This is a genomic window from Erwinia sp. LJJL01 (assembly GCF_047300805.2).
GTDB lineage: Bacteria > Pseudomonadota > Gammaproteobacteria > Enterobacterales > Enterobacteriaceae > Erwinia > Erwinia aphidicola.
Genome location: NZ_CP178576.1, coordinates 4,717,971 through 4,731,886, shown reverse-complemented (window position 1 = coordinate 4,731,886; position 13,916 = coordinate 4,717,971). Strand labels below are relative to the sequence as shown.

The following is a 13,916-nucleotide window of genomic DNA, read 5'->3' as shown; positions in this document are numbered from 1 at the left end:
GGCCAAGCTCATCCCCCACTCGCATCATGCTCGCTGTGGGTTTTAAACCGCAACGCTGCGGCTTTGGGTGCAATGAGGGAGGGCTGATTGCAGCAGGCCCACGGCCAGGGATGGCCGTGAGCCAGGCTACAGGGATGTATTCATGCCGGTGCAGTAAGCAGCCCTCCCTCCTGAAACCTGGCGCCTGACGTCCCGCAACAATATCCAAATCAATTTTTATGGGGATACCTCAGGGGTCGACCTTTTGTTCCGGTCGACCCTTAAGATGGAGACTCCCTCTCTACGCATACGCCAGAGACCTGCACATCCTCAACGCATTTTCTGCACCATCGGCGTGCAACCCCGTCAACTGCTCTGACCTGCCAGATATCAATCTCATTAATCTCTGCGCCAGCGGTAATCAGATTCTCTTATTTTACCGCCTGTTAGCGCCCCGTTAGCTGACCCGCAGGCCGTTAGGAAAATTCTGGCACGCCGCTTGCAATCCTGATTGGGTCAGAGTGAAAACTTATTATAAACCGCCAGCGCTGCTGGCATTCGGGGATACGCGACGGAGGCATTATGAACTTAAGACGACTGAAGTATTTCGTAAAAATCGTCGACATCGGCAGCCTGACTCAGGCTGCAGAAGTCCTGCATATTGCACAGCCTGCGCTGAGCCAGCAGGTGGCCACGCTGGAAAATGAACTGGACCAGCAGCTGCTGATCCGCACCAAGCGCGGCGTGACGCCTACCGAAGCGGGTAAAATCCTCTATTCCCACGCTCGCACGATTTTACGCCAGTGCGAGCAGGCACAGACTGCGGTAATTAATGCCGGGCAGGCGCTAAGCGGGCAGGTCTCGATTGGCCTCGCGCCGGGTACGGCCGCCTCCTCACTGACCATGCCGCTGCTGCAAACCGTGCGTGAACAGTTCCCGGACGTGCTGGTGTACTTACACGAAAACAGCGGGGCTTCACTAAACGAAAAAGTGATGAATGGGCAGCTTGACATGGCGGTGCTGTACGATCGTGCGCCGACGGCCGGCATCACCAGCATTGCGCTGATGAAAGAGGAATTATATCTGGTGGGCGCCAGCGCCTGTCCGGGGCAAAGCATCGATCTCGCCGACGTTGCCGAGATGAACCTGTTCCTGCCGCGTGACTACAGCGCCGTGCGCAAACGGGTTGATGAAGCGTTCTCCCTGCGCCGCCTCAGCGCGCGTATTATCGGTGAGATAGAGTCCATCGCCACGCTGACCTCGGCAGTTTCCAGCGGTATGGGGGCGACGGTATTGCCAGAGTCCGCGGCGCGCGCGCTGGTCAGCTCGACCAATGCCTGGATGGCGCGGATTACCAGCCCGACGCTGAACCTGCCGCTCTCTCTTAACGTCTCTGCCCGTGAACCCCTGTCGCCGTCGGCGCAGGCGGTGAAAAACATTCTGCTGTCGCTGCTTAATAAGCCGGTGGTGGAAGATCGCGAGCTGATGCTGGTCAGTTAACTCCCCTTTGTGCCGGGCGCGCAGTCGCGCGCCTCACCGCCCGCCTTATCGCTAAAAAGCATATAAAACCTCTTTTTATTATTTGTTGCTATCAATTTGCATCCTTAACATGATGTAAACCAGCAGATAACCGAGAGAGGAACGCACGTGAATTTTCAGCAACTTAAAATCATTAAGGAAGCGGCACGCTGCGAGTTTAATCTCACCGAAGTGGCTAATGCGCTGTTCACCTCCCAGTCTGGAGTCAGCCGCCATATACGTGATTTAGAAGATGAACTGGGCGTAGAGATTTTTATCCGGCGCGGCAAACGTCTGCTCGGCATGACCGAACCGGGTAAAGCGCTGCTAACCATTGCCGAACGCATTCTGGATGAAGCTGGAAAAGTGCGTCGCCTCGCCGATGTCTTTACTAACGAATCGAGCGGCGTCCTCACCATCGCCACCACCCACACCCAGGCACGTTATAGCCTGCCGAAAGTGATCAAGGCCTTCCGCGCGCTCTATCCGAATGTCCGTCTCGAACTCAACCAGGGTTCTCCGCAGGAGATCGTCTCAATGCTGGTGGCGGGGGAGGCGGATATCGGCATCGCCAGTGAGCAGGTGGTCAACAACCCGGCGCTGGCGGCTTTCCCGTGGTTCAGCTGGCATCACGCGCTGCTGGTGCCGAAAGGGCACGAGCTCGAGCAGCAGCAGCCGGTTTCCCTGGCGGCGCTCAGCCGTTATCCGCTGATCACCTATCGCCAGGGGATCACCGGGCGCTCGCGCGTGGATCGCGCCTTCCACAGTGCCAGCCTCAAGCCGGATATTGTGCTGAGCGCCCAGGACTCCGACGTGGTGAAAACCTATGTCGAGCTGGGATTAGGGGTGGGGATTCTGGCCGATCAGGCCTGCCAGCTGGATGAGCATTCGCAGCTCACCCGGCTGGAAGCGCGCCATCTGTTTGAGTCAAACACCGTGTGGCTGGGCCTGAAGCGCGGCCAGCTGCAGCGTAATTTTGTCTGGCAGTTCCTCGAGCTGTGCAACGCCAATCTGTCACTGGAAGAGATCAAGCGCCAGGCACTGTCGCTGAACGAAGAGGAAACGGTGATCGATTTCCAGATTTAACGGCAAATCGCAGAACAGCAGGGGCCAATACGCTTTTTCGATTGGCCGTTTCACACAGCGGGTTGACCGAAAAAGAGGGTCAACCCCTACAAAAATACGGTGCACAGACAGTAGGGGCCGATCTTCTTTTTCGATCGGCCCTTTCACACAGCGGGTTGACCGGAAAAGAAGGTCAACCCCTACAAAAATACGGTGCACAGACAGTAGGGGCCGATCCGCTTTTTCGATTGGCCCTTTCACACAGCGGGTTGACCGAAAAAGAAGGTCAACCCCTACAAAAATACGGTGCACAGACAGTAGGGGCCGATCTTCTTTTTCGATCGGCCCTTTCACACAGCGGGTTGACCGGAAAAGAAGGTCAACCCCTACAAAAATACGGTGCACAGACAGTAGGGGCCGATCCTCTTTTTCGATCGGCCCTTTCACACAGCGGGTTGACCGGAAAAGAAGGTCAACCCCTACAAAAATACGGTGCACAGACAGTAGGGGCCGATCCTCTTTTTCGGTCGGCCCTTTCACACAGCGGGTTGACCGGAAAAGAAGGTCAACCCCTACAAAAATACGGTGTTCACAGACAGTCCTTTCACACAGCGGGTTGACCGGAAAAGAAGGTCAACCCCTACAAAAAATACGGTGTTAACAGACAGTCCTTTCACACAGCGGGTTGACCGAAAAAGAAGGTCAACCCCTACAGGTCATGGCGATGACACCGGCCACGGCATAAAATTTCGTTTCCCCGGCGAAAACCCCTTTCCGCGCGCTCCCCACACTGTGATAACGCAGCATTGATTGCCGCGCCTCCGTTAAAGTGAAATGAACTTATTAAGGAGACGCTATGCTCGCACAACGTTTACATGACGCTACTCTGCTGCGCCAGCAGGCTTTTTTTAACGGTGAATGGCAGGGCGCGCTCAACGGCGAAACGCTGCCGGTCACCAACCCGTCAACCGGCGAAGTGCTCTGTACTATTCCGGCGCTCGGCGCTCAGGAAACCGAGCAGGCGATAGCCTTTGCCGATGCGGCACGTAAAAGCTGGGCGAAGACGCCGAACGCGCAGCGTGCGCTGCTGCTGGAGAAATGGCATCAGCTGATCCTCGACAATGCTGACGACCTGGCCACCATCATGACCGCCGAGCAGGGCAAACCGCTGGCGGAAGCCAGGGGCGAAGTGCTGTACGGCGCGGGTTTTGTGAAGTGGTTTGCCGAAGAAGCTCGCCGCATTTATGGCGACACCATTCCGGCACCGAGCGATGACCGCCGTATCCTGGTGCTGAAGCAGCCGGTTGGCGTCGCCGCCGCTATTACCCCGTGGAACTTCCCGATTGCGATGATCACCCGCAAGGTTGCCCCGGCGCTGGCCGCAGGCTGCCCGATCATCGTTAAGCCGTCGGAGCTGACCCCGCTGTCGGCGCTGGCGCTGATCGCACTGGCGCAGCGCGCAGGCATCCCGGCTGGGGTATTGCAGATTGTCACCGGCTTACCCAAAGAGATTGGCGAAACCCTGACCGGCAGCCGCACGGTGCGGAAAATCTCCTTCACCGGCTCGACGCGCATCGGCCAGCTGCTGATGCAGCAGAGCGCCGACAGCATTAAGCGCCTGAGCCTCGAACTGGGCGGTAACGCGCCGCTGATCGTCTTTGACGATGCCGACCTCGAGATTGCTATCAGCGGGGTGATGATGAGTAAATTCCGCAACGCCGGGCAAACCTGCGTCTGCGCCAACCGCATTCTGGTTCAGCGTACTATCTACCCGCGCTTTGCCGCCCGCCTGCTGGAAGAGGTGGCGAAGCTGAAAGTGGGCGATGGTTTTGCCGACGGCAGCACCATCGGCCCGCTGATCAACGCGGCGGCGGTAAGCAAAGTGAATGGCCATATTGAAGATGCGCTCAGCCACGGCGCCGAGCTGTTAACCGGCGGCATCAGCAACGGTAACGGCACCTTCGTGGCGCCGACGGTACTTGGCGGCGTTACCCGCGCCATGCGCATTGCCCATGAAGAGACCTTTGGCCCGGTCGCACCGCTGTTTATTTTTGACACAGAAGAAGAAGCGATAAATATGGCGAATGATACCCCTTACGGTCTTGGGGCTTATTTCTTCACCGAAGATATTCGCCGCGCATGGCGTGTAGGAGAGTCGCTGGAATTTGGTATGGTCGGTTTTAATACCGGCTCTGTTTCTTTAGAAGTGGCGCCGTTTGGTGGAATTAAACTCTCCGGCGTCGGGCGCGAAGGCTCGCGCTACGGCATTGAAGAATATCTCGAATCAAAAGCGTTTCATTTCGGCAGTCTTTAAAAGCTAAATAAAGTTTAAGCGTTAAAAAAGGCCTGCACCCCGAAAAGGTGCGGGCCTTTTTTATAAATAAACCCGTGGCTTAATGAAAGCCTGACAAAACGTCCGCGCTGAATTGGTGCAAGTTTAGTACCGGATTCACCGCGCTGGTGCATTCGTTTTGTGATGAAAATCATCTATTTAAATAGTCGGCTTAACTGGAAAAAAACCACCGTCATTACGGCACAAAATTTTTTTCACCCCGCTTTTACGCATTATTATTTTTTCCCAGGGCTGGCATACTTTCTGCATTGCTTAATACAAATGCAATATTACTTAGTACCAGAAAGCATTAGTTAGCAGGCTAAATAAGGAACACACCATGCTCAGTTTTAACCCGGATAACATTGCACTTCCCGCAGGACATTTCATTAATGGTCAGCATATTCGCGGGCAGGGTGAGCAGCTGGCGGTCAAGCGTCCTTCCGATGGCCTGCTGGCGGGGGAGCTGTACCAGGCGGATGCGGCGCTGGTTGATGAAGCGGTCAGCGTGGCGGATAGCGCCGCACGCGCCAGCGGCTGGGCCAGCTGCCCGCCGCGCCAGCGCGCTGCAGTACTGTCGCGCTGGGCGGACCTGATTGAGTCCGATCCGCTGCTGGCACAGCTGGAGTCGCTTGGCTCGACCCGCCCGATCCATGACGTGGTTAATCACGAGATCCCCTTTACTGCCGAAGCGATTCGCTTCTACGCCGAGTGTGCCGACAAATACAGCGGTGACGTGCTGCCGACGCGCGATGCCAGTCTTGGCATGCTGGTGCCGGAGCCTTACGGGGTGATTGGGGCGATTACGCCATGGAACTTCCCGCTGTCGATGGCCTCATGGAAATGCGGTCCGGCGCTGGCAGCAGGAAATGCCGTGGTGCTGAAACCTTCCGAGCTGACGCCGTTCTCCACCGTGCGCATGGCGGAGCTGGCGGTGCAGGCGGGCCTGCCTGCCGGGGTGCTGAATATTATCCAGGGCGGCGGGTCGGTTACCGGCAGCGCGCTGGTGGCGCATCCGCTGGTGCGCAAAGTCTCCTTTACCGGTTCAACCGCCACCGGTGCACGCATTATGAGCGACGCGGCGTTTAACGGGATGAAGCCGGTCACGCTGGAGCTGGGCGGCAAAAGCCCGCAGCTGGTGTTTGACGACTGCGGCGACATTGGCGAAGTGGCCGGGCGCATCCTGCGCGGCTTCACCGCCAACGGCGGCCAGGCCTGCGTGGCCGGCACCCGCCTGATTGTGCAGCGCGGCGTGCACGACGCGCTGATTAGCCAGCTGATTGCGCTGTGCCAGGACTTCCGCGCCGGGGTGACCTGGGACGAAAGCAGCCGCTATGCGCCGATGATTGACCAGCGCCAGGCGGCGAAGGTCGAATCGTTGGTCAGCAGTGCACGCCAGCAGGGTGCGGAAGTGCTGGTGGGCGGGCAGCGCTTTGCCGATACCGGAGAGGGCTATTTCTGGCAGCCGACGCTGCTGGCGGGGGTGACCAACGATAATCCGGCGGTGCAGGAGGAGATCTTCGGCCCGGTGCTCACCGTACAGATTTTCGATGAGGAAGCCGAAGGCCTTGCGCTGGCTTCCCACCCCACCTACGGCCTGTGCGCCGGGGTACACACCAAAAATATTGATCGTGCCCTGCGGGCGATGCGCGGCATTGCCGCTGGCACCGTGTGGATCAACCGTTACGGCCGCTCCGGCGACTTTATTATTCCGACCGGCGGCTTCCACGGCTCAGGCATCGGCAAGGATCTGGGCCGCCAGGCGTTCGAAGCTTGCCAGCGATATAAAAGCGTACTGATCGACTTCTAATCACTGATTTCATCCTTAAACCGAACTCTAAAGAGGTAGCGTAATGGCTGTGTTTAAACCGAAATACATCACCTTCGACTGTTATGGCACGTTGATCAACTTCGATATGGCCGGTGCCGCCGCTGCCGTGTTCGCCGATCGCGTCAGCCCGGACCGTATGGCGGCCTTCACCACCGACTTCTCAAACTACCGTCTGGACGAAGTGCTGGGGGCATTCAAACTCTATCCGCTGGTGGTGGCTAACGCGCTGTACCGCACCTGCAACAAATGGGGCGTGGAGTGTACTGACCAGGATTGTGCTGCAGTGATGACCGCCTGCGCAACCTGGGGACCGCATCCCGACGTTCCGGCTGGGCTGGCGGAGGTTGCCAAAGAGTTTCCGCTGGTGCTGCTGACCAACTCCACCGATGAGCTGATCAAAAACCATATACCGCGCCTCGGTGCCCCGATCCACATGACTATCACCGCCGAAGAAGTGGGCGCCTACAAGCCGCAGATGAAGGGCTTCGAGTACATGCTTAACAAGCTGAACTGCGGGCCGGAAGAGATCCTGCACGTCTCCAGCAGCCTGCGTTATGACCTGATGACCGCGTATGACCTCGGCATCAAAAATAAAGTCTATGTTAATCGCGGTCACGGCCCGGGCAACCCGGCCTACGAGTACACCGAGATTAAAGATATTGGCGGACTTCCTGGCGTCGTCGGGCTGTAAGCCTCAGAGGAGCGGAGCGATGAAACTGGAATCATTCTGGCAGGCAACGGCACCCGCATTCACCGGTGCAGCGACAGGCGACCTGCCTGCCACCGCCGATGTGGTGGTCATTGGCGGGGGGTTTACCGGCATCTCGGCGGCGCTGAACCTGGCGCGCAGCGGAGTGAACGTGGTGGTGCTGGAAGCGGGCGAGGTGATGAGCCAGGCATCCGGCCGCAACGGCGGCCACTGTAACACCGGGGTGGCGCAGAACTTTTCGGCGCTGGTGGAGAGCCAGGGCGTGGAGCAGGCGACGCGCTACTACCGGGCGTTTGCCGATGCGGTCGACTACGTGCAGAGCGTGGTGGCTGACGAGCAGATCGACTGCGACTTCCGCCGCTGCGGCAAACTGAAGCTGGCCAGCAAGGCCTCACACCTGCCGTCGCTGGTGGCGGCGTGCGAGATGATGAAACGCCACGTCGACCCGGATGTTGAAATCCTCAGTGCCGACGATGTGAAGCGGGAGATCGACTCGCCCGCCTTCCACGGCGGGCTGTTACAGCGCCACGGCGGGCAGATGCACATGGGCAAATTCGGCGTGGGGCTGGCCGAAGCCGCTGCCCGCGCCGGCGCCGCCATCTATCCGCAGCGTGCCGTTACCGGCCTGACGCGCCTCAACGGCTACCGTCACCGCGTCAGCACCGCGCAGGGCGATATCGTCGCTGAAAAAGTGCTGATGGCCACCGGCTGCTCCAACATCGGTCCGTTTGACTGGTTCCAGCGCCGGATTATTCCGGTCGGCAGCTTTGTCACCGTCACCGCACCGCTGCCCGACTCTTTATTACAGCAGATCCTGCCGGGTGACCGTACCTACGTCACGTCGCTCAATCTCGGCAACTATATCCGCACCACCGCCGATCGGCGTCTGGTGTTTGGCGGACGGGCGCGCTTCGCCGTCAGCAGCCCGACCTCCGACGCCAAAAGCGGCGATGTGCTGAAAGCCGGCATGCAGAAGATGTTCCCGGCGTTAGGTGATGTACCGATTGATTACTGCTGGGGCGGGCTGGTGGATATGACTGCCGACCGCCTGCCGCACGCGGGTGAGCACGAAGGGGTGTTCTATTCGCTCGGCTACAGCGGGCATGGTACCCAGATGTCAGTGTGGATGGGCCGGGTCATGGCGGACCTGGTTGCAGAAAAAGCCAATAACAATCCCTGGCAGCGCAGCACCTGGCCTGCGGTTCCCGGCTACTTTGGCAAACCGTGGTTCCTGCCTGTCGCGGGTCTCTACTATAAGGCGAAGGATCGCTTCTCTTAACGATTTCAACCATAACGATTTGAGGGTGTGCAGATGAGTAAATTTCGCAAAGAATTTAGCCGCGTTAACCCGAATTTGACCCAGGCGATAACGGATGTTGCCATTTCACGACGCGGCATGATGAAGCTGCTGTCCGCCGGCGCGGTGATGAGTACCGGCCTGATCGGCTTCCCGGAGTTCAGCTTCGCGGCGGAAACCCCGGTAATGGGCGGCAAGCTGCGTGCGGCGGTGGCGAATGCCTCAGCCAGCGATACCCTCGACCCGGCCAAAGGCAGCAACAGCGGCGACTACTGCCGCCAGTTTATGTTCTACAGCGGCCTGACCGAGCTGGATAAAAACCTCAAGGCGCAGCCCGCGCTGGCGGAATCTTTTGACAGCACCGACGGCATCAGCTGGAACATCAAACTGCGCCCGGGCGTCACCTTCCACGATGGCAAGGCCCTGACCGCCGCCGATGTGGTTTACTCGCTCAGCCGCCATAAAGATCCGGCGGTGGCCTCGACGGTGATCACCCTCGCCAGCCAGATGAAAGAGATTAAAGCGGTCAGCCCGACCGAGGTCTCGATCGTGCTGGAGCAGGCCAACGTTGACCTGCCGTCAATTCTCGCCACCAGCTCGTTCCTGATTGTGCAGGACGGCACCAAAGACTTCAGCAAAGCCATCGGCACCGGGCCGTTCGTCCTGAAGGCGTTCCAGCCGGGTGTGCGTACCCTGGGCACGAAGAACAAAAATTACTGGAAGCCGGGCCTGCCGCACCTTGACGAAGTGGAGCTGATGGGCGTCACCGATCCGGCGGCGCGCGTCAATGCGCTGATGTCCGGCGACCTGCATATCGTCTCTACGCTCTCCGCTAACGATGTGAAACGCCTGAAGCAGAACGGGCAGTTCACCATCATGGAGAGCAAGTCCGGCATGTACAGCGACCTGATTATTCGCACCGATAAAGCGCCGGGCAGCAACCCAGATTTCGTGCTGGCAATGAAGTATCTGCAGCCGCGTGAAATGATTGTGAAAACCGTGCTGCAGGGCTTTGGTACCGTCGGTAACGATACCCCGGTTCCGCCGTGGCACCCGATGTTCAATAAGGATATCCCGCAGCGCCCGCTGGATCTCGACAAAGCGAAATTCCACCTGAAAAAAGCCAATATGGTCGGCGCGAAGGTGGAAGTGATCACCACGCCAAATATTGAAGGGGCAGTGGAAGGGGGCCAGCTGCTGCAGCAGATTGCCCGCAATACAGGTCTCAACGTTGCGGTGCGCCGCGTACCGTATGACGGCTACTGGTCTGCGCACTGGATGAAAGATCCAATTGGCTACGGCTCAATTAACCCGCGCCCGACGCTGGATATGCTGTTCTCGCAGTTTTACCAGTCCTCGGCGCCCTGGAACGAATCCGGCTGGAAAAACGCCCAGTTCGATCAGCTGCTGAGCGCCGCCCGCGGTGAAAGCGACCAGGCGAAGCGCAAGCAGATGTATGGCGACATGCAGCAGCTGGTGTACGACAACTGCGGCACCCTGATCCCGGCCTTTATCAGCACCATGGATGGCTGTAGCAATAAGGTGAAAGGGGTGGAGGCCTGGCCATCGGGCATGATGATGGGTTACCGCTTCCATGAGTTCGCGTGGCTGTCGGCTTAATCTCTAAACACTGAGCAGGAGAACGGCGATGAACCGGTACATTCTCACACTGATACTCCGGCGAATAGGGTCGGGTTTACTTACGCTCTTTATCGTCTCAGCGCTGGTATTTTTCATTACCAGCATGCTGCCGGGCGATGCGGCGCAGATGATCCTTGGCCAGTCGGCGACCGCAGAAACGGTGGCGGCGCTGCGCCAGCAGCTCGGGCTCGACCAGCCGCTGCTGATGCGCTATTTCAGCTGGCTATTCGGAATGCTTCATGGTGATTTCGGTACATCGTTTGCCAGTAACCTGCCGGTGACCCAGCTGGTGGCGCAGCGTATTCCTGCCACCTTCCAGCTGGCGGCGACCACCACCCTGGTCTCGGTGCCGGTCGCACTGATCATCGGCATCACTGCCGCAATGAAGCGCGGCTCGCTGCTGGACCGGGCGCTGGTGGTCAGCACCATGGCGGTGGTCGCGGTGCCGGAGTTCCTGGTGGCGACCGTGGCGGTGATCATCTTCGCCGTTAAGCTGCACTGGGTGCCGGCGATGTCGCTCGGCTCCACGCATCAGGATTTTCTCGGCTTCCTGCGCACCTTCGCGCTGCCGGTGATGACCCTGTGCTGCGTGGTGGTGGCGCAGATGGCGCGCATGACGCGTGCCGCGATCGTCAACCAGATGGACAGCCCGTACCTGGAGATGACGTTGCTGAAAGGCGTCTCCCCACTGCGTGCCATGCTGCGCCATGCGCTGCCCAACGCGGTCGGACCGATTGCTAACGCCATCTCCCTCAGCCTCTCCTACCTGTTTGGCGGGGTGATAATTATCGAAAGTATTTTCAGTTATCCGGGGCTGGCCAGCCAGATGGTTGATGCGGTGAGTAACCGCGACCTGCCGGTGGTGCAGCTGTGCGTGATGTTCTTCGCCGTCTGCTACCTGGTACTGCTGATGATTGCTGACGTCCTGACTATTGCATTCAATCCTAAGTGGAGGGGCTGATGAACACACTCACGCTGCCGTGGCGCTTTTTTCAATCTCTCTCCGTCAGCGGGCGTATTGGCCTGCTGATCACCCTGTTCTGGATCGTGATGGCGGTATTCGGCACCGCGCTGGCGCCGCACAATCTTGAGGATATCGGCGGCGGTCCGCTGTTCGGCGACTTCAGCCGCGAGTTCTGGTTCGGCACCGATTACCTCGGGCGCGACATCTTCAGCCGTATTCTCTTCGGCGCGCGCTACTCTATCGGCCTGGCGCTCAGTGCCGCGCTGCTGGCGAGCCTGGTCGGTACGCTGCTGGCGCTGCTGGCGGCGGTCGCCGGGCGCTGGCTGGAGGAGGTGCTGGGGCGCATCAACGACGCGATGCTGGTGCTGCCGGGCAAAATTCTGGCGCTGATGATCGTTGCGGTGTTTGGCTCGTCGCTGCCGATGCTGATTATCACCGCGGTGTTTACCTACTGGCCGGGCGCCTACCGTATCGCCTATGCCATGGCCTCGAACCTGCGTTCAATGGACTACGTGCAGGCCTCGCGCCTGCGCGGTGAAAGCCGCCTGTACGTTGCTATCCACGACATCCTGCCGAATATGCTGCACCCGATGCTCACCGACTTCGGCCTGCGTTTCGTCTATATCGTGCTGCTGCTCAGCGGCCTGAGCTTCCTTGGCCTTGGGGTTCAGCCGCCTTATGCCGACTGGGGCACGCTGGTGCGCGAAAACCTGCAGGGGCTGTTTGACGGCTCCCCGGCGGTGCTGATGCCGGCGGTGGCGATTGCCAGCCTGACTATCGGCGCCAACCTGTTTATCGACAGCTTACAGTCCATGCGTTCATTAACCGTGGTCGCTAAGGGGGTTGCATGAATATTACGCCACACGCCTCCACGCCGATGGTGTCGGTCGAGAACCTGCGCGTCACCGCCAGCGCCGACGATGGTCATGAAATAAGCCTGGTTTCCGATATTCGTTTTACCGTACAGAAGGGTGAAGTGCTGGCGCTGATCGGCGAGTCCGGCTCGGGCAAAACCACTATTGCGCTGGCGCTGATGGGCTATGCCCGCCACGGCTGCAAAATTGCGGGCGGCACCGTGCACGTGGCCGGAACCGATGTCACCTCATTAACCCCCGCGCAGCTGTGCCAGTTTCGCGGCAACAAAGTGGCCTACATCGCCCAGAGTGCCGCCGCCTCGTTTAACCCGGCGATGAAGATCATGGACCAGGTGGTCGAGCCGGTGGTGACCCACGGGGTGATGAGCCGCGCCGCAGCCGAAACCAAAGCGATTGAGCTGTTCCGCGAACTGGCGCTGCCCAACCCGGAAACCATCGGTGACCGCTATCCGCATCAGGTCTCCGGCGGGCAGCTACAGCGCCTGATGACGGCGATGGCGCTGATTAGCGACCCGGAGGTGGTGATCCTCGATGAACCGACCACCGCGCTCGACGTGACAACCCAGGTGGAGGTGCTGAAGGCCTTCCGCCGCGTGGTGCGCCAGCGTGGCACCACCGCCATTTACGTCAGCCACGACCTGGCGGTAGTGGCGCAGATGGCGGATAAAATCCTGGTGCTGCTAAAGGGCAATATCGCCGAATACGGCACCACCGAGCAGCTGCTGCGCGCCCCGGTGGCGGAGTACAGCCATCTGCTGCTGGAGGCGGCGAAGCAGAAAACGCGCCCCAGCCCGTGGCAGGAGCAGGATGAGAACGTGCAGCCGCTGCTGCAGGTGCGCGACCTCAGCGCCGGGTACGGCCCGCTCGACGGTGAAGGGCAGCCGAAGATTAAGATCCTCGAAGAGATTAACTTCAAGCTCTATCGCGGCCAGGCGATTGGCATTATCGGCGAGTCCGGCTCCGGCAAAACCACGCTGGCGCACGCGATAGCCGGAATGAACAAGCCGAGCGGCGGCCATATTCTGTTTAACGGCCACTATATTGCCGGGGATATGCACCAGCGCCCGGAAAACGAGCTGCGCCGCATTCAGTACGTGTTCCAGATGGCGGATACCGCGCTCAACCCGGCGCACACTATCGAGACCATTCTCAAGCGCCCGCTGAAGCTGTTCCACGGGCTGCGCGGTGCAGCGCTGGAGCGGCGGATGTTCCAGCTGCTCGACCTGGTACGCCTGCCGCGCAACGTGCTGTGGCGCAAGCCGTGGTCGCTGTCCGGTGGGCAGAAGCAGCGCGTCAATCTGGCGCGCGCGCTGGCCGCCGAGCCGGACCTGATCCTCTGTGATGAGGTGACCTCGGCGCTGGATACCGTGGTAGCGGCGGCGGTGCTGGATCTGATTACCGAGCTGCGCCGCGAGCTGGGCCTGTCGGTGCTTTTTATCAGTCACGACCTGCACGCGGTGCGCTCGGTGTGCGACGAAATTATCGTGGTAAAAAATGGCCGCATGGTCACCCAGGTGGCGCGCGCCGATTACGACAAGCCGTCAAGCGAGCTGTACTATGAGCGCCTGAAGCGCGCGGTACCGGAGCTGCGCCAGGGCTGGCTCGACGAGCACCAGGAGAGCGATATCGCGTTGTAGACCCGGAGCGGGTCAGGCATGCCTGACCCCTACGCCACACTCTGTAGGGGCGAGGCATGCCTCGCCCG

The 13,916-nt window shown here is 59.6% G+C and carries 10 protein-coding genes; all 10 read left to right on the top strand.

The annotated features are described in order from the left end of the window. Positions 1–561: 561 nt before the first annotated feature. Entirely contained in the window at positions 562–1,479 is a 918-nt protein-coding gene (gene nac, locus ACLI4M_RS23000) for a nitrogen assimilation transcriptional regulator NAC (RefSeq protein ID WP_133623367.1), read from the top strand. A gap of 147 nt (positions 1,480–1,626) precedes the next feature. Next, positions 1,627–2,583, top strand: coding sequence for an HTH-type transcriptional regulator Cbl (cbl, locus tag ACLI4M_RS22995; RefSeq protein ID WP_048915649.1), 957 nt, complete (start codon positions 1,627–1,629; stop codon positions 2,581–2,583). A gap of 835 nt (positions 2,584–3,418) precedes the next feature. Next, the gene (locus tag ACLI4M_RS22990) at positions 3,419–4,876 is read left to right on the top strand and encodes an NAD-dependent succinate-semialdehyde dehydrogenase (protein ID WP_133623368.1); all 1,458 of its coding nucleotides are present in this window, start codon (positions 3,419–3,421) and stop codon (positions 4,874–4,876) included. Between the two features lie 358 nt (positions 4,877–5,234). Continuing rightward, positions 5,235–6,704: an aldehyde dehydrogenase family protein gene (locus tag ACLI4M_RS22985; RefSeq protein WP_133623369.1), complete on the top strand. Its 1,470-nt coding sequence runs from the start codon at positions 5,235–5,237 to the stop codon at positions 6,702–6,704. A 43-nt stretch (positions 6,705–6,747) separates the two neighbouring features. Continuing rightward, complete coding sequence (locus tag ACLI4M_RS22980; protein ID WP_133623370.1) at positions 6,748–7,416, top strand: haloacid dehalogenase type II; 669 nt, start codon at positions 6,748–6,750, stop codon at positions 7,414–7,416. Between the two features lie 19 nt (positions 7,417–7,435). Continuing rightward, positions 7,436–8,713: an NAD(P)/FAD-dependent oxidoreductase gene (locus ACLI4M_RS22975; protein WP_133623371.1), complete on the top strand. Its 1,278-nt coding sequence runs from the start codon at positions 7,436–7,438 to the stop codon at positions 8,711–8,713. Between the two features lie 33 nt (positions 8,714–8,746). Further along, complete coding sequence (locus tag ACLI4M_RS22970) at positions 8,747–10,351, top strand: ABC transporter substrate-binding protein (protein WP_133623372.1); 1,605 nt, start codon at positions 8,747–8,749, stop codon at positions 10,349–10,351. 28 nt (positions 10,352–10,379) lie between these two features. Beyond that, a complete protein-coding gene (locus ACLI4M_RS22965; RefSeq protein WP_048915654.1) occupies positions 10,380–11,333 on the top strand; it encodes an ABC transporter permease in 954 nt (317 codons plus the stop codon). Beyond that, positions 11,333–12,187 carry an ABC transporter permease gene (locus tag ACLI4M_RS22960; RefSeq protein ID WP_048915655.1) on the top strand — a complete coding sequence of 285 codons (855 nt, stop codon included), beginning with the start codon at positions 11,333–11,335 and terminating at the stop codon, positions 12,185–12,187. Before ACLI4M_RS22965 ends, ACLI4M_RS22960 begins: the two co-directional genes overlap by 1 nt. Next, the gene (locus tag ACLI4M_RS22955) at positions 12,184–13,848 is read left to right on the top strand and encodes an ABC transporter ATP-binding protein (protein ID WP_133623373.1); all 1,665 of its coding nucleotides are present in this window, start codon (positions 12,184–12,186) and stop codon (positions 13,846–13,848) included. The genes ACLI4M_RS22960 and ACLI4M_RS22955 overlap by 4 nt, the downstream gene beginning before the upstream one ends. Positions 13,849–13,916: the final 68 nt, after the last annotated feature.